A 24,642-nucleotide genomic window follows, 5' to 3' on the forward strand; every position below is an offset into this window, starting at 1 on the left:
AAGTTATCACCTCCGCATAACGATTCCGGAAACGAATGGATAACAAAACGCCCCTGATCGGGAGTTCCAAGCATTTGGATGCTCTCAATCAGGGGCGTTAATGATTAACATTTTAGTAATAAGTAGCGACAATATTCATCTTGGCAAGAAATGCCGAAGCCGTCATGTTGTTCTTCAGTGGTGACTGGTTCAAGAAGACCACTGCGACGTGCTGGTTGCCGTCTGAGGCGGTGTAGCCGGTGTTAAATCCGCTGCCGGGATAAGTTCCGTTATTGGACTTCATCCCTTTTTGATCAACGTACATCCCACCGGAATACTTGGTGCTGTAACTGGTTAGCTGCTGATACCCCTTGGCAGTCAGCACTTTGCCGTTTTGCAGGCCAATAACAAACTTGTAGTAGTCATTTGGCGTCGTCAAAACGTTGCCGGCGCCGGGCAGCGCTGAAAGGGCCGGATAGGAAACCGACTGGGAGTTCTGGTAGTCATTGCCGTTGGAACTGCTATAGCTGACAGCCTTAATCGCCGTCAAATCCGGTTGGGTTTCGTTAATCGCATTGGTATTCTTCATGCCCAGCTTGTTCAAAATCCGCGACTGGAGATTCTTGGTGTAGGACTTGCCGGTGACTTTGGCGATAACGCCAGCTAACAGAACGTAGTTGATGTCACTGTAGCTGAAACTGTGTTTGTTAGTGGACTTCAAAGCCTTAATGGCGTTGGTGTAGGCTTGATCTTCGGTGACCTGATCGTCAGGCGCCTTGATTGTTCCCTTGATGCCTGAGGTCATGGTCAATAGCTGCTGGATGGTGATCGTCTTGCTGTGGGCGACTTGTGGGAAGTACTTGCTCAAAGTCGTGGTGGCTGTCAACTTCTTGGTGTTGATCAATTGTTGGATCATTGCTGCAGTCATGGTGTTTTGAAGTGAGGCCAGTGGATAGAGAACCGACCCATCACTGGTATTCTTGGTGCTGTGGAGCATGTTGGCATAGCCGTTGTTAACCAAAGTGGGTTGCAGGTTCTTGTTGTGAGAAACCAGGACGCTGCCAACAGCATTATATTTTTGCATGGTGGCTTGGGCGATTGCCTTGAACGAAGTCTGCTTAAGTGCATTGGCGTTGATCCAACCCAAAATTTTACCATTGAGGCGGATTTGCGCATATGTAACCGACTTGGCCTTTTGCGTCTGCATCACGCGGACGTATTGGTTGTTGTACTTGCTGCTGTCTGTTGTAGTCGTTGGCGTTCCGGTGGTGTTCTTGACCCCAGGGACGTTGGAATAAATTTGGTAGCCGCTTGCAAGTGACTTTGGTGTGATAATTTGGGCGTCGTAACGGGTGGACGTTGATTTAGTGGTGCTGGTAGTGGATGATGCTGTGGCACTGGCGCTGGTCGGCTGGGTCGTCGAAATGCCCAGCAAGAGCGCTCCGGCAGCGATTAATAGGGTTGCCTTTAATTTATTTTTGGTATTCATATTTTCATCTTCCTTGTTCAAATTGATTGGTTCGCCAAAGAAATTGTAACACTGTTAATGAATCGGGTCGTCGCCGGGGGCGGATTTTTGCCCAGATTCAGAGTTTAAATTGTAATTTTAAGAAATTCTCAGAGATAATGACGATAAACGAGTTTTGTGCCGTATCTATCTAGTATGGCCTAGCTGGCAACATTTAAATTTGCAATTATTCGTCACTTTATTCGGAGGTATTTTATGGAATTTCTTGAAGTACTATTAGGATTGGGCTATATCGGCCTCATCATTGCAGCGATTTATTTATACCAAAAACGACAAAAGCAAGAGCCTGCACCGTTTGGCTGGAAGCACCTGGGGATTGCCTTCTGTGTGTTATTTGTGATTGGGATGGCCACGGGCGGAACCCAGTCAGATAATTCCAGTTCGACTCAAACCAGTCAGCAAGCCGACTCAGCGACTGAATCCAGTGCGTCAGAGGAGTCGTTGGATGAATCAACGGAAACCGAGGAACCCGGGTCATCGGAATCAGAATCAGATGACCCGGACGAAGATCCTTATGCCGCTTTGTCCGCAAAAGAACGGGATGAGTTTAACCAAAGTCTGGATGATGAGTTGATTCAAGACCAAAAGGAGGCCGAAAATGGCGAGAATGCCTATGCTTGGTCACTATTTGTTGGCGGAATTGTTTATGATAAGCAACGCGGCTTTATTGTTAAAGTCAATGACAATTTCCAGCAACTCAGCAATGCAAATAAGACGATCATTGGTCACAGTGTGCAAAGCTTCATCCAATCCCAGCTGCTGATGATCGGCAAGGACGTTCAGCCGGATGATCCCTACCCGTATATCAATTTTCACTATGGGTATGATCGGGTTGGCGATTCACGGATGTGGGATCCTGCGAAGTTTAAATTTAGTGAGTCTTAAGGGACAAATCAAGGCTTAGTGAGTGTGTTGACTCGCCAAGCCTTTTGATTTGCGCCGTTTATGATATTAATATGTTTTACCATCATCGCACGTTTTGGGTACTGACTGGCAAAAGTGGCCAACTAACCCCGGAAACCAGCCTAAATTCAAGTAATCTCACAATGAGATTGGTATAATTGAAGCCAGATAACACAAGAAAAGAGTGATTATATTGAGGGGAAAAAGTTTTGTCATTACCGCTTTAAGCGGCCTGATGGTTTTGGGAGCCAGTGCGGCCATCGGATTTGTGAGTCAGGCGGCAACCGTTAAACGGACCGTCGTCAACGTGACGTTCAAGCCCAGTACCAGCGAGGCTGATTTGAGCAACTACGTCTACGACACGGTCGATCCAACAAGTCCCAACCATCATCATTACTTAACGCCGAGTGAATTTGCCGACAAATTTGGCCAATCCACCAGTTACATTCAGTCATTTAAAGACTATCTCAACAAATATCATATTCGCAGTTACGCGTATCCCGGCAATTTGGCAATGAAGCTGACCGCCACGCCGAAAAACATGCAAAAGGCTTTTAACGCAAAATATGTCAAACCGGCCAAGAAGGGTTACGAAGCCACTACCAGCTATAAGCTGCCTGGCAATTTATCAAGTAAGGTGGTTGCCGTAATCGGGCTGTACGCGCAAAAGCCGACTAAAAAGGCGACTGCAAAGAAAACAACCAAAAAAGCAGCTGCTTCCCATGCATTAATGGCCGATTTGCCGATTTCCAACCAGCAGCCAAACACCAACGTTTCAGCAAACACCTTTTCACTGAAGTACGGTGCCGGAAAGTTTGCCAAAGCCTACCAATTGAATCCCCTGTATCAAAAGGGTCTTCAGGGCCAAGGGCAGCGGATCGGTATTATCACTGTTAGCGACATTCATGACGGCGACGTGGCGACCTACTGGAAGCAATCCGGCATTGACGCTAATGTGAGTCAAATTCACCACCACTACCTCGTCAATCCAAAGGCCGAGGTCCAAAAGAGCGTCAACTATCTCCTCGGCAGCCCGCAGACCGAAACAACGGTTGACGTGGAATCAGCCTCATCAGTTGCCCCAAAGGCAGATATTGATCTCTACATTGGCGATGACACCAATCCAAATACATCTGACCCTTCAGCGATCTACACCGGCACGATGTCGGCCATTTCCGACAACCAGGACAAGCAGCTTTCATCAAGCTTCTCGGCTGCTCCTGAAGTGACCGCCGACTGGGGCGATCCAAGCGCAACCGTCAAACAAACCTCAGACGCGTTTAACTTAATGTATGAACAGGCAGCCGCACAAGGCATTACCGTCTTTCAGGCCAGTGGTGACTATGGCCCGGTTAGTCAACCGAGTGCCAAGGAAAACCATGGTCTGTCGACTTCCCCTTATCAGGTCTTAGTGGGCGGAACCACCTTGCCATACCAGAAGATTCTGAATAATAAAGTCATTACGGTTTCCAAGGAACGCGCTTGGGGCGACACGTACGCTCAGACCGCCAATGAAAAACAGATGGGTATCTTTGGCGGCGGTGGCGGCGGCTTCTGAGCTTTGAATCCGACCCCTCGTTATCAGCAAGGGGTTTCCGGTGTGAATACGTTTAGAGCGGAAAATTTTCTAACGTATAAAAACGGCAAGTTCACTCTCACCAAGCATCCCCACATTATCTTTGGAACCGGCAACTCACGCAACATTCCTGACGTTGCCGGCAACGCTGATTTGCAAACCGGGTATGCGACCTACGTCACAGGAAAAAATCCAGTGCTAAAGGGTAAAAAGGTCCTTCGCATCCCAAGCACAAAATGGCTGATTGGCGGCGGAACCAGTTACACCTCACCACAGATGGCTGGTGCCAACGCCGTGATGAACAGCGGCCGCCAAACCCCAATCGGTTTCTGGAATCCGCAAATTTATAAATTTGCTCAAGAGTCAGACAGTCCGTTTAACGTCCTCGATGACGCTGATAACAACAACAATTTGTACTACACCGGCCAACCTGGCAAGATTTACAACCAGGCGAGTGGATTGGGGACCATTAACTTCACGCAGCTTTACAATAAATTTGCCGATGAAACCAATTAATTTGGAGCAGAAATACTCCCGACCAAGTAGACAATTAAATAATTAAAACTGTTATGCAGTTTCTTCAACGGCATGATTGTGATATTCTATCGGGATCATGCCGTTGGTTATTTTTTGTCGTTTCTGACTAGTCCCACTCAAAAATTTAAAAGTATATTATTGTAACCGCTTCCATTCCGGCATACAATATGTGTGCATTAAGAAAGGATGGATATTATGAACGTTAATAAAGTCGTCATTCTGGGCGGCGGGGTTCTCGGAAGTCAGATTGCTTATCAATCCGCTTTTTCAGGGTTCCCAACCGTCATCTATGACATTTCAGATGAAGCCGTCGATAGTGCCAAGCAAAAAGTTGCCAGTTATCCAAAACAGTATCAACAGGACATCAACGCCACCGATGCCCAAATTGACACCGCCAACAGTAATCTATCACTCACCACTGATTTAAAGTCTGCCGTCACTGGTGCCAGCGTCATTATCGAAGCCGTCCCGGAACGACTCGATATTAAGGAATCGACTTACAAGAACCTGGCGCCGTTTATCGCCGACGATGCGCTATTGTTGACGAATTCATCAACGCTAATTCCAAGTCAATTGATTGATTTTGTACCAAATAAGCAACGATTTATGGCGATGCACTTTGCTAATTTAATTTGGATCCACAATGTGGCTGAGATAATGTGGGCCCCTGACACCCCTCAATCAACCATTGACGATGCCGAAGATTTTGCCAAACAAATTCACATGATCCCAATTTTGATCAGAAAAGAAATCTCTGGGTACATCATGAATTCAATTTTCCTGCCAATGATCAATGCCGCACTATCTCTGTGGACAAATGGCTTCTCAGACCCAATTTCAATCGATAAGAACTGGATGGTCAGCATGGGAGTCGACCGCGGTCCGTTTGGATTCCTTGATATCATGGGACTCAACACCGCCGTCAACATCGAAATGGGATTCTATGAGAATACCAAAGACGAGACTTATCAAAAGATTGCTGATAAACTCAATGAACTGGTCAAAGCCAACAAGCTGGGGGTTGCCACTGGCGAAGGCTTCTATCACTATCCAAATCCGGAATACCAGAATCCTGATTTCGTGAAAGCTTAGTTTGTTCATATTTGAAATTCGAGAAGAGGCATACCTCCAAGGTTTATGTGATCGCCTTGAGGGTATGCCTCTTCTTGAATATTTTTAAATACCAGTTTATGATTTTCATAATTGGAAAGGATGATTAATTATTTCAAAAAATGTTCGAATACTAATAACATACTGGGCAAACTTTATCATCGGCTTAAGCCTTATGCTGTGGTTCGACGACGCCACCATCTATACATATTGCCACCAGTTAGTGGTATCGGCGCTAATTCATTTCAACTGACCGTGACCTTATTGGTTGACTTGCTGCTGTTTGGACTCATCAGCGCTGGGAGTTATTATTTGGTGAACAATCAGCTGATCGACTACCGTATCCCCCAACGCTATTCGGTTTGGATCGCATGGGTGATCATCGCCAGCGTTGTCATCACAATTTGCTTAAACCTTCTTAATACCACTTTTGTCATCACGGCCGCAATTGCGGTGTTTCTCCCGCTGCCAATGCTAATTGCCATTTGTTCGCCGATTATTGCTAGTCGAGGTCGGCGTTGGTTTCTGCTGGGGCTCACTTTGCAAATTGCCTGGGGTCTCTTGTTAATTGAACTATGGTTTGGATCACCCATGTGAAAGACACATCATTAGTATGCTTTGTCATAATCACTAATTTTCTGATACTGGTTGGAGATTGAATTGATCTCCACTGGATTATCGTCGTCATCATTCTTCACAACGTTGGCCGTATAGCGGAACACTTGAATGTGGTAGTGGCCGCCGGTGTCAAATCGATACTTCATGTCATAGGTGACATCACTGCTGTTTTGAGAACTGAGCTTGATGGAATCAACGGTAGCGGAAACATCGATCCCGTCCAAATCATCGTTTTCATAATAGCTCTTCCCCATATGTCGGAATTGGCCAAAGTATGGACTCGAATCGCCGCCAACAAAGAATGAAGACATGTCATCGCCATCATCGTCCGTGGCATCATCAAGATCACCACTATCACTGTAACTGGTCATGGCTTCGGATAAATTGGAAAACAAGGTGTCTGCGTCATCATAGCTGACCAGTCCCTTGAAAACCAATGAAACATCGTGATCGCCATTGGACCCGCTAATCACCCGAGGTTGAGAAGAAATCGACTTTTTGCCGTTCTGATAAACTCCTTGAACTTTCATTTCCTGAGTCCAAGGGAAATCCTTGAAGGCCATGACACCGCTGCTCCCAATTTTACCCTGGTCCTTCGAATTAATCTCAACGTGCGTGCCGGCAGGGCCGGTGACGTTAAATGAAACCGTCTTGAGGGTTAGCGGGATGGTCCGACTGCTGTTGAGGTGATAGGTGTTCGTATTGGCCAATTTGTGGCCGTTTAGGTTGGCCGAACTGGAAAGTTGGTAACTTCCGGGCACCAAGGGACCAATCTTCTTTGAAAAATGTGGGGTGTTCGAAGTGGCAATCTTGGTGCCATTCTCTTTAATCTGCGCATTCTTCTCGTTAACAGTTAGGGTGACGTAGACTGGTTTAACTTTGACCTTCCAATCAGGAAAAATCAAAAACTTCCGGCCGGCCTTTTGATAGCTGAGCCGTTGATTGTCAAAGGTTCCTAATCCAGCTGATTGAGCCTTAAATGCCAGGAGCTGGTCGGGATTCTGGTTGAAGTATTTGGTCAGCGGCTGCAGAGCTTCATTCGTCAGCTTGAGGTTGCGATCGTTGGTGTAAAAGTAGCGGTGCAAGTCGCTTTGATTGTTTTTCACCGCGGCAACCACCCGCCGTAACGTGCTGGTCTTGGAATAGTAGTACTCGCCATATGTAATGCCGCCAATTACCAAGATCGCAATTAGGACGCCCAAAAAGATCTCTCGTCTGCGGCGCCTCTGCTGTTTGGTTCTGACTTTCTTTCTCTTTCGACCAGCTGCTTTGGCCGGCTTGGAGACAGCCGTTGGTTGATCCGGCATCGAGGCCTGAGTTTCCTGCCGATACGCACGGAGATTGTACCCACAATTTGGGCAGAAATCATCGTTGACGGTCACCTGCTGGCCGCAGTTGGGGCAAAAGAGTACCGCCCCGTCATCAGTTGAATTGTTTGGTTTCATGGATAGCATCCCTTCAAAGATAGTAAATAAATCTATAACATAATTATTATAGTCCTTTGATGAGGGGCTGTCATACTGAATTAGACCTAAATGTTAGCTGCAGACCGATTTTTAAACCAGTTCAATGAGCACACCAAAAAGGCAGACCCAACTAGGATCTGCCTTTTTGACATACGATTAATACTTCCCCTGAATCACCAATTTCTTATTAGCGGTGACATGGTACCCATTACTCAATACATAACGGGTAGTCAAATTGTGCTTAACTGAGCTCTTAACTTTCAGGTGCGTGCCTTTCTTGTATGACTTAACCTGCCCAGTTAAATTCTTGTTCTTGTAGGCGTGAACACCCTTCTTGGAAATAACGGTAATTACGTTGCCCTTTGGCATTGAGCGGTAGTATACCGGACGGACGTGGGACCACTTAGCTGTGATGTAGCCGATTTTGCCATCGGTCTTGCTATTGTGGTTGACGTCACGAACTTTGTAGCGAAGTGCGCCGCCGTTTGACCGTGCGTAATCAATCACAACAAACATTGGGCGATTAATCCGCTTCTGCTTTGGGTAACGAGCCATGCGCTGTGCCTTCTTAAAGGTTGGATTTTGGTAGAGGTAAATGGTCTTGAGGGCGTAAACCGCTGCCTTCTTGGTTGCCGCATAGTTCGGGATGTTCGGTGTTGTCGGCTTAGTGGGTTCAGTCGGCGTTGGTGCTGGACTCGGGGTTGGCGTCGGTTGTGGTGCCGGAGTGATCGGTGCTGGTGGAGTGACGCTTCCGCCACCACCGCCACCTGCGGCCGGGATCGTGACGGTCATCGTTGCCTTTTGATCACTGCCATAGAAGTGGTAGGTAACCGTGTAAGTGCCTGGCTTTGAGGTATCGATGTTGCCGCCGTCAATGACCAGCCCTTCAGCAGCTGCATCACAGTATTTCGTAACCGAACGGCCTTCAGGTGTAATGGCAGCGATGAAGTGCTCCGTTGCATCAAATTTGTCACCCAGCGCTAAGGTAATGCTTGGCGTGACGGTCACCTTGGACTGATCTTTGAAACCATCTTCGGGAACATACAGTTCTTTGGGAACCCCGGCGGCTGCATATTTTTCTACCAGACTGTCAGGATCAAAGGTCTGGCCAGCTGCTTCTGCTGTTGCCTTTGGAACCCAGGTTGGTGCGATCATCATCCCACTAGGTCTTGGAATCAACATCCTAATGTTATTAACCAAGACAACCCAAACCTTGAATATCGACTTGTGGAACTACTGGCATTTTGCCTTCATCGGATCAATCGTTTCGATCGCAACCAGAAGTTTCCTGTGGGGCGTGTTTGCCGCGACCATCACCATCATCGTAACCTTGGTTGGTGCCGACCGTTCACAGAAAAAAGTTGAAGAATTCTATGGTGAAGATTTAAAGGGGGTATCACTTCCCCAGGCATTCTGTGTCAGCTTCATTCCATTTGCTATCGCTGTTAACTGGATTGTTGAAAGAATTCCTGGTCTCAACAAAGTTGACTTCGATGCCAAGAAACTTGAAAAGCGCTTCGGACTGTTCGGGGATCCAATCCTACTTGGTGTGATCATCGGAATCATTCTTGGTCTGCTTGCCAAATATCCAATGGCTAAGACTCTTCAATTAGGAATTATCTTGAGTGCCGTTATGGTATTGATTCCAAAAATTACAGGTATGTTTATTGAAGGTTTAAACCCGATCTCGACCCGTTCTCAAGAACTAGTCAGCAAGAAGTTCAAAGGCCGAGCCTTCAACATTGGTATGACTCCAGCTTTGGTAATTGGTCACCCAACCACTTTGGTCGTATCACTTCTGTTGGTTCCAACTATTCTCTTCTTATCAGTAATCGTCCCAGGTAACGAATTCCTACCACTTGCCAGTCTATCTGGATTGATTTACATTTTCCCATTGGTTCTTCCATACACCAAAGGAAATGTTTTACGATCATTCCTAGTTGGTTTGGTCAGCCTGGTTGCCGGAGTCCTTTCAGCCACTGCACTAGCCTCAATCTTCACTTCAGCTGTTCGGATGGTGCAATCAAACTTGATTCCAGCCGGCACATCATCAGTTGCAAGTATTGATTTTGCAGCTAGTCCACTGGCATGGATCGTTTATGAATTCACTGCCAACTTGACTTTAGTTGGACCAATCGTCATCGCTGTAATTACCTTAGGTCTGATGGTTTGGAACCGCAAAAAGATTGCTGCCAATGACGTTCAAAAGTCAGTAAAAGAACCAGCTGCAGTCCATTCTGAAACGACAAATTAATATATTGATATGAAATAATGAGCTGTACTCTCCGGTTAAGTAATACCACTAAGAGAGTATAGCTCATTATTTTCCCAAAATATTGCCCATTACCAATCAGTAAGCCAAATCCCCCAATAATGATAAAAAAGTACATTGGCACTTCCAAATAATAAGCGTAAAATCATCTGTGCAACCGCTTTAATTAATGCAAATGGAGGTTTTACAATGACAAAAGTAGCAATGATTACCGGTGGTGCCCAAGGCATCGGTGCAGAGATCGCGCGTCATCTATCAAAAAAAGGATACGATATTGCAATCGGTGATTTACCACAACAAAAGGAAAAGGCTCAAGCTGTTATTACCGAGGTGGCTTCAGCTGGCCAAAAGGCTGTCTTTATCCCCGTCGATGTTACCAATCAGGCGAATGTTGCCAAAGCTGTTGACGATGCAGCCAGCCAACTTGGTGGCTTTGATGTCATGGTCAACAATGCCGGGGTAGCAAGAGTTGACAAATTTGAAGATATTAAGCCGGAAGACCTCGAATTTAGTTTTAAAATCAACGTCTTTGGTGTCATCTATGGTATCCAAGCTGCAGCCAAAAAATTTAAAGAACTTGGCGTTCCTGGTAAAATCATCAACGCCTCGTCAATTGCCGGAATGCGTGCCTTCCCTGTTTGGGCAACCTATTCAGCAACTAAAGCAGCCGTTATTAGCATCACTCAAGCTGCTGCGAACGAATTCGCTGCCGATCACATCACTGTTAACGCCTATGCGCCCGGAGTTGTTGGTACGACTGGCATGTGGGACGAAATCGACCGGAAGATGTCAGAAATTAACGGGAAGCCGCTTGGACAAAACAAGAAAGACTTCATTGGTACCATCCCACTAGGTCGAACTGTTGAACCCAACGATATTGCAAACATCGTGGAATTCTTAGCTAGTCCGGAAGCTGATTTTATTACTGGCCAAGCTTATGCCGTTGACGGCGGTGGATTGCTTTAATTTAAATTTTTACAGTTAACAAATTTAGCACCATAACAATAGCGGTTTGTGGGAAACTATTTCCACAAGCCGCTATTTATTGGTTCTACAATATTATTAATAATCCCTTAAATGCCTCGCTCACCCGCTAATCACAAATATCGTACAACTCACTCAAAAACTTAGGCAGTTCACAAATAACTTCATCCAAATCACTCCCAAATTCAACGTCATCATCAGCGTCATAGGCGCTTAAAGTCCGATACCCAATTTCATCAAGAAAGCGCAAGTCTTCAGTTAACCCGTACAGTTTCTTAGCCCACATGGGTGAAATCATCGTCATGCCTTGATGATCTAAATACTTGGCAGTCGTCATGGCACCAGCACTGATAATTTTGACTAAATCCTCATGCAAAATTTTAACTCTGAGTAATTTAAGCAACCCAATGCTCAAAATACTATTGAGTAAACAACTGTAATAGTTTTCAGAAATTAAATTACGCTTCAAGTCATTCCAGTTGAGGTTGCTAATTGCCAAATAATCATCACCATCCAGTTTGACCTCAAAACCATTTTGAATCGCCCAGAAAATATCTCTCTTCAATTTGCCGACGGTGCCAAAACCCAAACCTTTAAACCGATCCTTTAATTCAGGTTCATCAAAAAGTGACAAATGCAGTAATTGTCCAGTTTCTAACGGATTACCAATCACCTTGACTGAATGAATATTATTTATATTATCCAGTTGTGAATCAATATCCTGGTTGTGAAGCTTTTTTTGCTCGTCTTGAGTAATCGTTTGAAGCGGATCGTTTTCGTTATGAGGCGCAAAGCTGAAATCTTCATCCATTGCTGTATATTCACCAGCATGCTTTTGTGGTAAATAATTCGATGTGACCACCGGCCGCTTATTGATGATGTCTTTGCGAAAGTATTTGGTTGAAAAATACAATCTTGATTTGGGATCCGTCAGCAAATCATATACCCCGGTGGTTGAATGCAATTTGGTCAGACTCTTCTCCGTAACTGGCATAAAAAATTGATCACCGGATAACAACCCATTTTCACCATTAGTCTGTAGTTGATTAATGATTTGGCACATATTAATAAGTTTGATATTTTGTGGGGTTAACTGTTTCAAGATATCTTTATTTTGACTATCAACCAAACTGTCCAAATAGGCAGACACTGGCCCCAAAATTGTGGTTTGGGCACTCCAGAAATAGTTACTCTTTAATAAATTTTGGATGATCGCCTGAGAAGCTACTTGATTATTCAACTTTTTTAAAGGTTTGAGGGTTTTAGGTAATTTCTTTAGGGGCTTATCATCCGATTGCCCCAAATCGTTTGCACTTGGGTTAATAAAAGTGTCGATCTGTTTCAATGTAATCAAGTTGGTTTTTTTATGAGCCATATTTAATTAATACCACCTTATTGAAAGAGATTTGTATGAATTGGCATCTACGTAAGCTAGTCTAGATGCATCATCGCAGTCCGTCTGTTGCCAATGTTCTGCTAAGTAAAAAGTGTCGTGCAACAACGTTCTTATCAACTAATGATATTATCTCATACAAGATAAAGAAGCGTGTACATGACTTACATACCCGATAAGCTTAGAAATACTCATCACGCATCTTTTCATAAATAATCTATCAATATACAAAAAAGCTCAACTAATCATTCTGCAGAGGATAACTCCTCAAACAAGAAAATCAGTTGAGTTATTTAGTTTAAAGATTATTTATCCGGTAACTGCAAGTCATCAAGGTCGCAAGTTAACAACCGTCAACTTCTCCCGTGACATCGAAAGAATACTATTGTGAACGCCTTGAGTTCCCATTCCGGATGCCTTAACCCCCAAGAATGGGAAGTTGTCAGGTCCTCTTGATGGGCGACCATTCACTTGAACCGTTCCAACTTCAATGGCGCCAGCAGCTTCCAAGGCCTTGTCAATATCCTGGGTGAAGACACTGGCCTGCAGACCAAAGTTGGACTTGTTAGCAATCTTGATGGCTTCATCCAATGAATGAACCCGGATGATCGGCAAGACCGGCCCAAATGGCTCGATCCAGGCAACGTCCATGTCTTGGGTGACATTATCCAATAAAGTTGGCGTCAATAAATTACCATCGCGGTGGTTGCCGGTAACCAGGGTAGCGCCCTTGTCCAACGCATCATCGATTAGGTTTGAAACAAAGTCGGCTGCCTTGTTGTCAATTAAAGGAACGATGGTGCTGTTGTCGGCTGGCGAGCCCACGCTCAAGTTTTCAACGGCCGTTTTTAATTTGGCAACTAACTGATCGGCAATCTTGTCGTCAACCAAAACCCGCTTAACGGCAGTACAACGTTGACCTGAATACGAGAATGCCCCACCGATAATGTTCTTGACGGTGACATCTAAATCGGCGTCCGAACAGACAATTGCCGGATCCTTTCCACCAAGTTCCAGAACGAGTGGAATCATAATTGATTTTTGGGATAATCGTTTACCGGTTCTGGTACTTCCGGTAAAACTGATCATGTTAATGCCGGAATGCTCCGTGAGATAATCGCCAATTTCAGAACCATGACCCGTAACCAGACTTAACAAGCCCTTTGGAAGCCCAGCTTTGTCGAGCGCTTGAATCATCTTAATGCCACTAATTGAACCCTGAGTGGCCGGCTTGAAGATGACTGCATTACCTGCCATCAATGCTGGAGCAATCTTGGAAGCTGACAAATTAACTGGGTAGTTAAATGGCGAAATGGCGAGAACAACGCCAAGCGGGACCCGTTCGATAATCCCTAATTTTTCTTTTGAACCGCCTGGAAAGCCATCACCACGGACACTCTCGCCGTGCATATGTAAGGCTTCCTGAACAGTGTAGCGAATCAAGTTAATCGTACGAACGACTTCGCCTTTAGCGGCTTTGTAATTCTTACCAACTTCGTCCATCACAGCAGTTGCCAAGTCGTCCTTTTGATTATCAAGTTCGTCGGCCCACTTATTTAAGTAGGCACCTCGCTCACTTAATGATAACTTCGCCCAGGGCTTTTGCGCCTTCCGAGCAGCCTCAATCACTTGATCAACCTCTGATTGGGTAACAGCCTGAACCCGACCGATCGTTTCGTGCCGCCATGGCGACTGAATTGCAATGGTCTTATTGGATTCACTGGCTTGCCAGTTACCAGCAAAATATGCCGGATAAGTGGTTACGTCATTTTTGACGATGTCCATAAAAAGACTCCTTTCACAACATTTTCAGAATAATTTATGAAAATGAATTTGTTTCATTAAAGTCAATTTTACAACCGGTTGAGGTTAAATACTAGCAGATAGTTGGAATCGCTGCTAATAAAGCGTTTACAATTCGTTTTGAGATTTCTTGGAGACAGTATTAAGACTGATTTACATCAGAATTTTCAGAAAATACAACTAGCCACGACGGATTTTTTCGTGTGTTAGTGATAATTTAATGAAAACTAATCTCCAAAGTCAGCATGCTCCTTACATCACCGATTATCATTGACCTTACTCTGACAATTTGAATTTACCTGACCGCACAAGAAACCCCCTTGAATTGGAGAAATCTAATTCAAGGGGGTTCAGTTTTTCTATTTTCTCGTTAAAAAATCATCCCAACTAGCAGAGCCGTCACTCCAAACTCTCATCCACAATCGAGTCAACAACCTTCTCAATCGCACTCACTAACGGGCTATCGGGCTGAATCCCAGTGTCCGCAAACCGTTCCTCCCACCAGTTTTTCCGAATCGCCTGGATGGTTGGAATCACCTGCTGGCCGGCAGCCGTGAGACTCAAGATGATTGATTTGCCGCTCCCGGCTGTTTTCGTCAAATAACCCAGTGCCTGCATCTTTTTAATTTCTCGAGTCGCCAGTCCCTTATCGATCACTAACGACTTGGCCACCTGGTTCTGATTAATCTCGGCATTATCATTAATCGTCAATAAAATACAGGCAGCCGTTGGATTCAGCTGCTGCTCCTTAAAAAACTTACCGGTATCCTTGTAATACTGCCGGTGCAAAATTGAAATATCCTGTGCAAGGTAGCCAATATCTTTCAAAATCATTTTCCTTTCCATTCGTCAAATCCTACCGTAAGATTATCATTTTCCTGTTGACAATTCAACACATGCCCTTTATCTTTAAATGTAAGTTGAATTGTCAACATAAAAATGAAGAGGTGTCCTCCTTATGACAAATAAAAAACGTGGTTCACAAGCTTTAATTCAATCCATGATCAATCAACAGGTTCAATATGTATTCGGCATCCCTGGTGCCAAAGTCGATCAGTTATTCGAAGATCTCCAGTACAGCGACCAGCCCAATGCACCAAAATTGATCGTCACTCGGCACGAACAAAATGCCGCCTTCATTGCAGCTGGCATCGGCCGTTTGACAGGTAAACCGGGAGTAGTGGCCACCACCTCCGGCCCCGGGGTTTCCAACTTGGTTACGGCCCTAATGACAGCAACCGCTGAAGGTGATCCCGTGGTTGCATTGGGCGGACAAGTTCCCCGCGACGATCTTGCCCGTTACACCCACCAAAGCATCCCCAGCAAAGAATTGATGAGCGTTGCTTCCAAAAGCAGCGTTGAAGTCCAAGATTCCAACAACCTTTCCGAAGCCTTCACCAACGCCTACAGCACAGCCATTTCGGGCAAGCCCGGCGCTTCCTTTCTTTCCCTACCCGCAGACGTCTTAAGCGGCGAAGTCACCCGCCCGGAAATGCAACAACTGCAAGCACCCGAGCAGACTCAAACATCCGCCAAAACCCTTGACCAGATTATTAATTTACTGAAGAACGCCAAGCTCCCAGTTATCCTGGCAGGCATGCGGGCTTCTTCTCCAGCGGTCACAGAGGCCTTGCACCAACTGCTGGCAAAAGTATCGTTGCCAGTAGTTGAAACCTACCAAGGTGCCGGCGCCATTTCTCACGAATTTGAAGCGGATTACTTTGGCCGGGTTGGCCTGTTCAGAAATCAAATCGGCGACACCCTGCTCAAGCAAAGTGATTTGGTTATCGCAATCGGTTATGATCCAGTGGAATACGAGGCCCGCAACTGGAACGTGGAACACAATGACCAAATTATCAATATCGATACGGTGGCCCCGGAGTTGACCGTCGATTATCAACCGGATATGGTAATTGAATCAGACATTGCCGGAACCCTGTCGGCCTTAACCGATGCTCTGCCAGCAAGCTACCACCTTCCGAAAACAGCAGTCGATCAACTCACCAAACTGCGATCAGAATTTGACGGTCAAAGCACCACTGCAACAACTGCCAAGCCCGGTACCATGCATCCACTTGATATCGTCAATACGCTGCAGGAAAAAGTCGACGACGATACCACGGTGACGGTGGATATCGGCAGTCATTATATTTGGATGGCGCGTCACTTCCGAATTTATCGCCCGCGTCATTTACTGTTCAGCAACGGTATGCAGACACTGGGTGTGTCACTGCCATGGGCCATTGCCGCCAAATTGGTGCGACCCGATGAAAAAGTCATCTCCGTCTCCGGCGATGGCGGCTTCCTGTTCTCAGGTCAGGAACTTGAGACTGCCGTGCGATTGAAGCTAAACATCGTTCAGCTCATCTGGAATGACGGTTACTATGACATGGTGAAATTCCAAGAAGAAGCCAAGTATGGTAAGAATGCCGGCGTGAAGTTCGGCCCGGTTGATTACGTGAAATACGCTGAAAGCTTTGGTGCCAAGGGCTTTCGGGCAACCAACTCCGAGGAATTAGCCAATGCCCTTGATCAGGCACAACAGGCAGCTGGACCGGTCATCATCGACATTCCAGTTGACTACAGTGACAACATTGAACTCAAATCAGCTCTATTACCAGACATCCTAAACTAGAGGAGGATAACGATGACAAAATTAACAACTTTGTATCAGCACGGCACTTTGGCATTACTGGTCCCCGGCCTACTAGAAGGCACCCTGACAATGGGTGACCTACTGCAACACGGCGACACCGGGATCGGCACTGGCGAAGGCCTTGACGGTGAATTGATCATTTTAGACGGGACGCCCTACCAAGTGGATAGTGACGGCAACGTGAATGTGGTCCCGAACTCCTTCAACATGCCATTTGCGAACAGCCACTTGGCTAACTATTCACCTTTGGCAGAACTGGAAAATCTTTCTCAAGCTGATGTGGAAGAACAGCTCATCTCACTTACCCAGGCCAGCAACACGTTCTTCTCGATCAAGATCACCGGAAGCTTCTCGGCCGTCAAGACCCGGGCAGTCAAGAAATCAACGCCGCCATTTCAAACATTGGCTCAAACGGCCAAAAAACAAAGCATCTTCACCCGCGACCAAGTTGAAGGGACACTGATCAGCTACTACTCGCCAGCCTTATTTGACGGCGCTGCAGTTGCTGGATTCCACAATCATTTCCTTTCTGCCGACAAGACATTTGGCGGTCATCTGCTGGACTTCCATCTGGATAAGGGCCACGTGGCTTACCAACTGTTCGATACGTTGGAACAACACCTGCCAGTCGACAATCGTGATTATATGGACCATGATTTTTCAGTGGATAATATCCAAGATGATATCCATGAAGCAGAAGGTTAACAATCAATCTCTAATTGCTCACCAGAATAAAAAAGGCTCTACAACACCTGCCACCAGCAATAGATAAACATCTATTAACGACAGATATTGCAGAACCTTTTTATTTTACTTGAGCATTATATGAGCAAGCCTACTTCTCAGCTTCCCCACTTCCGGGTGTCTCCTCACCTTTCTTGACAGTGTAGGACTTAGCACCCGTTCCAGCTAAACTACCGCCTTGGGCAATCAGGTATTCAGGACGGATCGGTTTGTCCTCTAAGAAGTCTTCGAGAATTTCCCGAGCGCCGGCTGCGTATCGTGCCTGGGCAGATAAAGTTGTTCCGGACATATGTGGGGTCATAGCTTCATTCGGCATGGTCCGCCAAGGGTGATCCTTTGGTGCCGGCTGTGGGTACCAAACATCCCCAGAGTAGCCGCCAATTTGACCAGAATTCAGGGCCCGCACAATCGCGTCTCGATCAACTTCTTCACCACGACTGTTGTTAACGATGTAAGCCCCACGTTTCATAGTAGCGAGCACCTCGTCGTTAAACAGGTGGTAGGTCTGAGCGTGCAGTGGTGCAGCTAAGACAACGGCGTCAACGACTTTGACCATTTCATGAACGTCAGGGAAATAGGTCAGTCCCAGCTCATTTTCAACTTCATCAGGTAATTGATGACGCTGGTTGTAAACTAATTTAACCCCAAATGGTTTTAACCGTTCCAGTACGGCCCGGCCAATTCGACCAGCACCGATCACGCCGACGGTCATGCCTTCCAAATCATAGGCCCGTGAAACGGCGTCAGCGATGTTCCAGCCGCCAGCTTTAACAATGTCGTGAGCCGGAATGAAGTTTCGAACTAATGCCAATAACTGCATGACTTCAGCTTCAGCCACACTGACACTGTTGCTATAAGTGACTTCGGCAACGGTAATATTGTGCTCATTGGCAGCGTTCAAATCAACGTGATCTGAACCAATCCCGGCAGTGATCGCTAATTTTAATTTCTTGGCTTTATCAATTAAATCAGCTGTCAGATAGGCTGGCCAGAATGGTTGGGAAATCACAACGTCAGCGGTTGGAAGTTCCTTTTCAAATACTGAATCGGGGCCTTCCTTGTCTGAAGTGACCACAAATTCAACACCTTTAGATTCCAAATATTTCTTCAGTCCCAAGCCACCAGACACACTGCCCAATAACTCACCCGGCTTGAAGTCAATCCCCTCAGGTGTCGGAACCGTCGAGCCATCTGGATAGTGGGTAATCTTTGGAATGTCGTCCCGCACATATTTTGGTGGGAAACCATCCACTGGATCTGGATACAGAACTGCTAACACTTTGGTCATTGTAATCGATCCTTTCTAAAGTAGAACCAACAAGTTATCTCAACGCCCAAAGTTTAGCACGTTTGTAAACGTTTACAACTAACTGCACTTATTTTTTCAAAAATTGTCAGCAATCAAAAAACAGGTCTAGATCGCTGGTTAATCAACGATTTAGACCTGTTGTTCATTCAACAATAGGCTAACCTTCAAGGAATGCCTTGGTCTTATACTCAGGATCAGGATACTTGTAGAAGCCTTCGCCTGACTCAACGCCAAGCTTGCCTTCATCCAGCATCTTCTTGAAAGCATCAGCAAGCGGCATCACAGCCGGATCCTTTTTGGCGGCTGCCAAAGTAATGTTGTAGGCAGTTCGAATCCCAACCGCGTCCAGGATGCCAAATGGTCCCCATGGTGCGCCAGTTGCGGCCATCCAAGTCCGATCAATCATCTTTGGATCAGCGATCCCTTTCAGCCACAATGCCCCCGCTGCCGCGTTCAACGGCATTAACAGTGAGTTTAGAATGTAGCCGGGCTGCTCTTTTTTCAGCTGAATCGGTACCATCCCGATGTCCCGGGCGTACTGAACAATTTCTTGATAGATTGCCGGATCAGTTTCCGGTGATCCCATAATTTCAGCGGTGTTGTTCAACCAAACCTGGTTGGAAAAATGCATGTTCAAAAACTGCTTTGGCCGACCAGTATCAGCGGCAAACATGCTTGGTACCAGCGTAGATGAGTTACTAGTGAAAATCGCATTGCTTGGTGCCAACTTGCTCAATTTTTGATAGAATTCATGCTTGATGTCGGGATTTTCCGGAATTGCTTCGATGACCAGATCAGCGTCTTTAACTGCCGCCGCTAAATCATCCGTAAATTTCAATCGACTAATCCCGGCATTAAATTCTTCATCGGTCGCCGCAATATCATGTCGATAAGCATGGCGCAGACCTTTGATTCGTTCCTCAGCTTTATCAACAGCTTCTTGACTAATATCATAAACAGTCACGTCAAACCCTTTAAAGGCACTTTGAAACGCAATCTGACTGCCTAAGACCCCACTACCAGCAACAGTAACTTTCTTGATTGCCATGATAATATCCCCCTTATGCTAATGGAAACGGTTACATTGAATACACTTTAATTATGGCAGGTTGCTTGTGAAATGCAACAAAATAGGCTTGGTAATTCGGGAATTCAAGCTGAGCAAGGGACATCCCGTCAATGGCCGACGGTTAAGCTTGAAATGCCCAAAGTCTAATTTGAGACTGACTCTCAAATCGGGCTTTGAGCATTTTTGAGTGATAGGCTTTCCCATGAACCATAAATCCCCAGATCCACGAAACCAACTGAAGAATCGGATGAAAAAGAACAGACTGAATAATATCCCCCCTGTTCTGGTGTATACCCGCGATATGAATATATTGAGTCTGTCATATTTCTTCTCGCCCTGTAGAATCACCATCAAACGCTTCGTCGTGTTGGAAGTGAACCGCATCATCTTTAAAGGGATTTTCCATTTTAGGAATATACATGAACGACCCATCTTTTCCTTTAATGGCCACCACTTCCGTTCCTGACTTAATACCAAACCTCTTAGGAACAGTTACAACAAGTGAGTTTCCTTGTTCTCGGACTTTCATGATTAAACCTCCCATGTATTTACTTTAGTTATATCATAGAATGCCTTTTTCAAATCAAAGAGCGTCCTCAACTCAACCACGAATCATACCAAAACTTCTTCTTCGTAATCACGTCTTGAGCCACTTTGGCCAGGGCTTTTTCTTTGGCGTAAAACGCATCCCCGGCGACCTTCTGCTGAAAGGCGGCAGTCAAGTTAGCCAACTCCTCTTTGTCGGTAAACACCCATTTCAAAGCATCCAACTCCGACAGGATCAGCACCAAACTAACGGCGTCCTGACTGATTTTCGCGCCGTCAATCTGATTGCGCAGATAATCCTGAACCTGCTTTCGAGCAGCGTCCTTTGGCAGATAGATGACGTGGGTGTCCAAATTATTCTTGACCGACTTCTTCTCAACCAACTGATCCGCCAGCAGACCTGCGCCAAGGCCGTCATAAAGCTGGTTGGCAATATCCCAACTGGTGATAATTGCCAATTGTGTCTGCAGGTCATGTCCCTCCTTAATTTCATCAGTCAGTTCTGATTTGAAAACACTCAGATAATCCGGCAATTTGGCAAACTCTTGGTCATCTTTGATTGAAATAGTCTCCCCAATGTCCAAAATTCTTTGGTCGACCAAGTCAAATAACGCCGCCAAAACAAAATACGCCTGGGCAGTAAATCGCGTTCGCAGCATTGGCTTCTTACCGATTCTTTCAGTTAATAACAAATAATTTTTCGCGGTTGTCAGTTCCATGACGGATCCCTCCAATTTGAATAAACGCGTGAATCAACATTTCAATTTTATGGCAAAAGATGAAAGAACCCTAGTACTTATTACAAAAAAATGAAAAGAGTTACCTTGACCGCCCACAAAAATAATGGTGCTATACTCAGCATAAAATCCAAGGAGGACAATGACCATGAACCCGCGGTTGCACTATCTTACCCGTTCGATCCTTTTGCCTATCGCACTATTAATCATTTTGATGTTCAACACCTCCGTCCGAGCAGATGCAAACTCAGCGGATGGCAACCCTCGACCAGTCATTTCTGACGAACTTCACATTTTAAATCAGAAGCAGATCAGACAAATTAAACAAATCAATCGCCACCTGATGAAAAAATACGAGGGTCAGCAAATTTGGATTATTTCAACGAATAAAACCCTCGCCGATCTGCAGGATCCAAAATTTGAACGATACCTCGTCAATATCAGAAAAAAGGGCCCAACCGTTTCCCGATTCTCAATGGGCAACAATCCGTTTGGCGATTACTATGCTAAAAATTTTCAGGCTCAAGCACCCTATCAAGACAAAATAGTGATTAGGGCAGATGTCAATATCATTCTCGTTGATCCGAACCTTCCATATCACGTGATGCCGATTGCATCCCAAAGTTTTATGGACAACATTTATGACTTTCAAAATTTGTTTATGGGCTTGCAGCTGGATTACATGGATGTCTCTGCCGCCAACGTGATGAATACGGTTGACGTCCTCAATAAATCTATCCAAAAAAATTATTATGCACCATATGGCTTGCGTGATTCCACCTTCGAAGAAGTAAAATCTGCTCTGGTAATGCTCGCGGGTTTCATTATATTTGTCGTCTGGATCATTGATCATTGGAACACTCCGCTTGGCGGCGGCTATGTCCGAAGTGACGAAGACAACTACGACTCCGGTTATATGGACGGTTATTATATTGGCCTCCATGATCATGATGACGACCATCATTGAGAACCAAGACCAGCTCACCAAATCAGGCGGGCTGGTCTTTTCGAACAGTATTGTATCTCTTAGGGGACGTATGCTACGATAATCTAAACGAAAGGACTGACAGACTTGCCCAAGTTACCGACCTATCAAACAGATCATCAAACCATTACATTTAACAATTCAAATCGTCAAATTCAATTGACTATTATCACCCCAGAGATCATTCGGGTCTCCGAAAATCGCGGTGATCATGGTGCCTCATACGCGATTGAAGGCGACAAGGAAACCACAACGACATACACAGTTAAGCAACAGCCTGACCATTATGAAATCACGACCGCTGCCTTGACCATCAAGGTGGACGCGGCCATGCACATCGATGCCTATGATGCCCACGGCAACCCACTGGTCACTGACTACCGTGGCAGTCGGACTCCGCTTGATCGGGGGATTGACGAGGAACATAAAAAGTTCGTCCAAGAAGAGGGCCACAACGTTCCCGGTGCCGACGATCAAAATAATCCCGACTACTTTCAAGTTGTGAAGGATTTGGCACCTGATGAACAGATCTACGGGCTCGGAGACAAGACCGGTTATCTGAACAAACGGGGCTATGAGTATGATGACTGGAATACCGATAATCCAGCGCCCCACTTGGAGAATTTCACCAGATTGTACAAATCGATTCCAGTGATGATCGGCCTCAAAGCTGGGCATCCCTATGGCCTCTTCTTCGACAATCCCTACCGGAGCCATTTTGATTTTGGCAAAGAAAATCCCAACTATTATTTCTACTCAGCTGAAGCCGGCAACCTCAATTACTACCTAATTGGCGGTAAAACTCTCAAAGATATCGTTACCAATTATACCTACTTAACCGGCCGAACCCCTTTGCCGCAAAAATGGACATTGGGATACCAACAATCACGCTGGGGTTACTCTGCCAGCCAGAAGATGGTCCAAGATATCGTGGATTCGATGCACAAATACGATTTACCATTTGACGTGATTCACTTGGACATTGATTATATGCGCGGCTACCGGGTGTTCACTTGGAATGACGAGGCTTATCAAGGCAACCCAAAGAAGTTTGTAACGGATTTGAAAGCCACCGGCACAAAAATTGTCGCCATTATCGATCCCGGCGTCAAGAAGGATCCCGGCTACAACATTTATGATCAAGGCATCAAGAATGATTATTTCGTCAAGGATCCGGCGGGCAATGTCTACGTCAACCAAGTTTGGCCGGGGAATGCCGTCTTCCCAGATTTTGGCCGCCAAGCTGTTCAAAAATGGTGGGGCAAAAATGATCAATTTCTGACTGATATGGGGGTTGCTGGGATTTGGAACGACATGAACGAACCCGCTTCATTTCAAGGAGAAATTCCCCAAGACATTGTTTTCAGCGATCACGACCAGCCGTCGACTCATAAGAAAATGCATAACGTCTACGGCCACAACATGGCCAAGGCGACCTATGACGGGGTGAAACGCGCAACCGATAGACGACCATTTGTCATTACCCGGGCCGCTTATTCGGGTACGCAAAAATATTCAACTGTCTGGACCGGCGACAATCATAGCATTTGGCCTCACCTACAACTCCTGATTCCCCAACTGTGTAATCTGGGAATCAGTGGGTTCACTTTTGCCGGCACCGATATTGCCGGCTTTGGTTCAGACGCAACGCCGGAACTTTTGACCCGCTGGATTGAGGCAGCCATCTTCAGTCCGCTGCTGCGAAACCACAGTGCGATGGGAACCCGTGCCCAGGAACCATGGGCCTTCGGTGAACCCACGTTATCAATTTACCGTAAATTTCTAAAGCTGCGCTACCGATTCATCCCTTATCTATACGACCTATTTGCCAAAGAATCTAAAAATGGTCTGCCACTCATGCGGCCACTGGTTTTGAATTATGAAGATGACCCACGAGTCCGAAACATCAACGATCAATATATGGTTGGCGATGCAATCTTAGTCGCACCGATCGTCCAACCATCGCAGACCAAACGACTGGTTTATCTACCGGCTGGAAAATGGATTGATTTTTGGAACCACCGGGAATATGAGGGCCAACAAGACATTGTCGTTGATGCACCGTTAGATAAGCTCCCGATGTTTATCAAGAAAGGAACCATTTTGCCTTGGGGAGCCGAAGTCGATCATATTTCTGAAACGCCTGATCCGACAATGACATTCAACGTCTATGGGGATTCGGGCAGCTATCATCACTATCAGGATAACGGCCTAGACTTCAAGTATCAGCACGGCGAATTCAACGATTATCTCGTGAACGTTGACCACGGTCAGGTCAGCGTTGAATTTGTTCACCATGGTTTTCAACCTTACCGGAAAATCACGGTTAACCTCAATAATCAGCCAGTCACGCTAACGTACAATTCAACAACTGAACACTATGAATAACAAAGGATCTTTGATAAACCAGTTGGCGCTGGCCTATCA

The 24,642-nt window shown here is 45.7% G+C and carries 19 protein-coding genes and 1 pseudogene; 10 read left to right on the forward strand and 10 right to left on the reverse strand.

Features of this window, described 5'->3' with window-relative positions:
• Positions 1 to 112: 112 nt before the first annotated feature.
• Entirely contained in the window at positions 113 to 1,468 is a 1,356-nt protein-coding gene (locus tag KE627_RS05695) for a serine hydrolase domain-containing protein (protein WP_056938668.1), read from the reverse strand.
• 234 nt (positions 1,469 to 1,702) lie between these two features.
• Between KE627_RS05695 and KE627_RS05700 the strand changes: the two genes are divergently transcribed.
• The 4 genes and pseudogenes from KE627_RS05700 (at position 1,703) to KE627_RS05715 (ending at position 6,230) form a co-directional block, all read left to right on the forward strand.
• Positions 1,703 to 2,392, forward strand: a complete 690-nt coding sequence (locus KE627_RS05700) for a hypothetical protein (protein WP_056938669.1) — start codon at positions 1,703 to 1,705, stop codon at positions 2,390 to 2,392.
• Positions 2,393 to 2,645: 253 nt separating this feature from the next.
• A pseudogene (locus KE627_RS05705) lies at positions 2,646 to 4,502 on the forward strand (S53 family peptidase).
• Positions 4,503 to 4,718: 216 nt separating this feature from the next.
• The gene (locus tag KE627_RS05710) at positions 4,719 to 5,615 is read left to right on the forward strand and encodes a 3-hydroxyacyl-CoA dehydrogenase (RefSeq protein ID WP_056938670.1); all 897 of its coding nucleotides are present in this window, start codon (positions 4,719 to 4,721) and stop codon (positions 5,613 to 5,615) included.
• A gap of 228 nt (positions 5,616 to 5,843) precedes the next feature.
• Positions 5,844 to 6,230, forward strand: a complete 387-nt coding sequence (locus tag KE627_RS05715) for a hypothetical protein (RefSeq protein WP_056938671.1) — start codon at positions 5,844 to 5,846, stop codon at positions 6,228 to 6,230.
• Between the two features lie 11 nt (positions 6,231 to 6,241).
• Here KE627_RS05715 and KE627_RS05720 read toward each other — a convergent pair whose 3' ends face one another.
• Positions 6,242 to 7,696, reverse strand: a complete 1,455-nt coding sequence (locus tag KE627_RS05720; RefSeq protein ID WP_056938672.1) for a zinc ribbon domain-containing protein — start codon at positions 7,694 to 7,696, stop codon at positions 6,242 to 6,244.
• Positions 7,697 to 7,873: 177 nt separating this feature from the next.
• The gene (locus KE627_RS05725; protein ID WP_338133925.1) at positions 7,874 to 8,899 is read right to left on the reverse strand and encodes a DUF5776 domain-containing protein; all 1,026 of its coding nucleotides are present in this window, start codon (positions 8,897 to 8,899) and stop codon (positions 7,874 to 7,876) included.
• On the opposite strand from KE627_RS05725, the gene KE627_RS05730 reads away from it, so the two are divergent.
• Positions 8,805 to 9,971, forward strand: a complete 1,167-nt coding sequence (locus KE627_RS05730) for a PTS transporter subunit IIC (RefSeq protein WP_311318478.1) — start codon at positions 8,805 to 8,807, stop codon at positions 9,969 to 9,971. The two genes, KE627_RS05725 and KE627_RS05730, sit on opposite strands and share 95 nt — an antisense overlap.
• 207 nt (positions 9,972 to 10,178) lie before the next feature.
• The gene (locus KE627_RS05735; RefSeq protein WP_013726930.1) at positions 10,179 to 10,955 is read left to right on the forward strand and encodes an acetoin reductase; all 777 of its coding nucleotides are present in this window, start codon (positions 10,179 to 10,181) and stop codon (positions 10,953 to 10,955) included.
• Positions 10,956 to 11,082: 127 nt separating this feature from the next.
• Here KE627_RS05735 and KE627_RS05740 read toward each other — a convergent pair whose 3' ends face one another.
• The 3 genes from KE627_RS05740 to KE627_RS05750 form a co-directional block, all read right to left on the reverse strand.
• Complete coding sequence (locus KE627_RS05740; protein WP_013726929.1) at positions 11,083 to 12,348, reverse strand: hypothetical protein; 1,266 nt, start codon at positions 12,346 to 12,348, stop codon at positions 11,083 to 11,085.
• Between the two features lie 348 nt (positions 12,349 to 12,696).
• The gene (locus KE627_RS05745) at positions 12,697 to 14,151 is read right to left on the reverse strand and encodes an NADP-dependent glyceraldehyde-3-phosphate dehydrogenase (RefSeq protein WP_013726928.1); all 1,455 of its coding nucleotides are present in this window, start codon (positions 14,149 to 14,151) and stop codon (positions 12,697 to 12,699) included.
• 417 nt (positions 14,152 to 14,568) lie between these two features.
• Entirely contained in the window at positions 14,569 to 15,015 is a 447-nt protein-coding gene (locus KE627_RS05750; protein ID WP_013726927.1) for a MarR family winged helix-turn-helix transcriptional regulator, read from the reverse strand.
• A gap of 112 nt (positions 15,016 to 15,127) precedes the next feature.
• Between KE627_RS05750 and alsS the strand changes: the two genes are divergently transcribed.
• Positions 15,128 to 16,804, forward strand: a complete 1,677-nt coding sequence (alsS, locus tag KE627_RS05755; protein WP_056938674.1) for an acetolactate synthase AlsS — start codon at positions 15,128 to 15,130, stop codon at positions 16,802 to 16,804.
• A gap of 12 nt (positions 16,805 to 16,816) precedes the next feature.
• Entirely contained in the window at positions 16,817 to 17,530 is a 714-nt protein-coding gene (gene budA / locus KE627_RS05760; RefSeq protein WP_013726925.1) for an acetolactate decarboxylase, read from the forward strand.
• Between the two features lie 130 nt (positions 17,531 to 17,660).
• Here the strand turns inward: budA and KE627_RS05765 are convergent, their stop codons facing one another.
• The 4 genes from KE627_RS05765 to KE627_RS05780 form a co-directional block, all read right to left on the reverse strand.
• Positions 17,661 to 18,857 (reverse strand): NAD-dependent formate dehydrogenase, encoded by a 1,197-nt coding sequence (locus KE627_RS05765; protein WP_013726924.1) that lies wholly within the window; start codon positions 18,855 to 18,857, stop codon positions 17,661 to 17,663.
• 178 nt (positions 18,858 to 19,035) lie between these two features.
• Positions 19,036 to 19,926 (reverse strand): 3-hydroxyacyl-CoA dehydrogenase, encoded by an 891-nt coding sequence (locus tag KE627_RS05770; protein ID WP_013726923.1) that lies wholly within the window; start codon positions 19,924 to 19,926, stop codon positions 19,036 to 19,038.
• Positions 19,927 to 20,266: 340 nt separating this feature from the next.
• Complete coding sequence (gene mazE / locus KE627_RS05775) at positions 20,267 to 20,476, reverse strand: type II toxin-antitoxin system PemI/MazE family antitoxin (RefSeq protein ID WP_013726922.1); 210 nt, start codon at positions 20,474 to 20,476, stop codon at positions 20,267 to 20,269.
• Positions 20,477 to 20,543: 67 nt separating this feature from the next.
• Positions 20,544 to 21,212, reverse strand: coding sequence for a hypothetical protein (locus KE627_RS05780; RefSeq protein WP_013726921.1), 669 nt, complete (start codon positions 21,210 to 21,212; stop codon positions 20,544 to 20,546).
• A 166-nt stretch (positions 21,213 to 21,378) separates the two neighbouring features.
• On the opposite strand from KE627_RS05780, the gene KE627_RS05785 reads away from it, so the two are divergent.
• Complete coding sequence (locus KE627_RS05785; RefSeq protein ID WP_056938675.1) at positions 21,379 to 22,197, forward strand: hypothetical protein; 819 nt, start codon at positions 21,379 to 21,381, stop codon at positions 22,195 to 22,197.
• Between the two features lie 105 nt (positions 22,198 to 22,302).
• A complete protein-coding gene (locus tag KE627_RS05790; protein ID WP_013726919.1) occupies positions 22,303 to 24,603 on the forward strand; it encodes a glycoside hydrolase family 31 protein in 2,301 nt (766 codons plus the stop codon).
• Positions 24,604 to 24,642: the final 39 nt, after the last annotated feature.

Origin of the sequence: Lentilactobacillus buchneri, assembly GCF_018314255.1 — a bacterium.
Classification (GTDB): Bacteria; Bacillota; Bacilli; order Lactobacillales; family Lactobacillaceae; genus Lentilactobacillus; species Lentilactobacillus buchneri.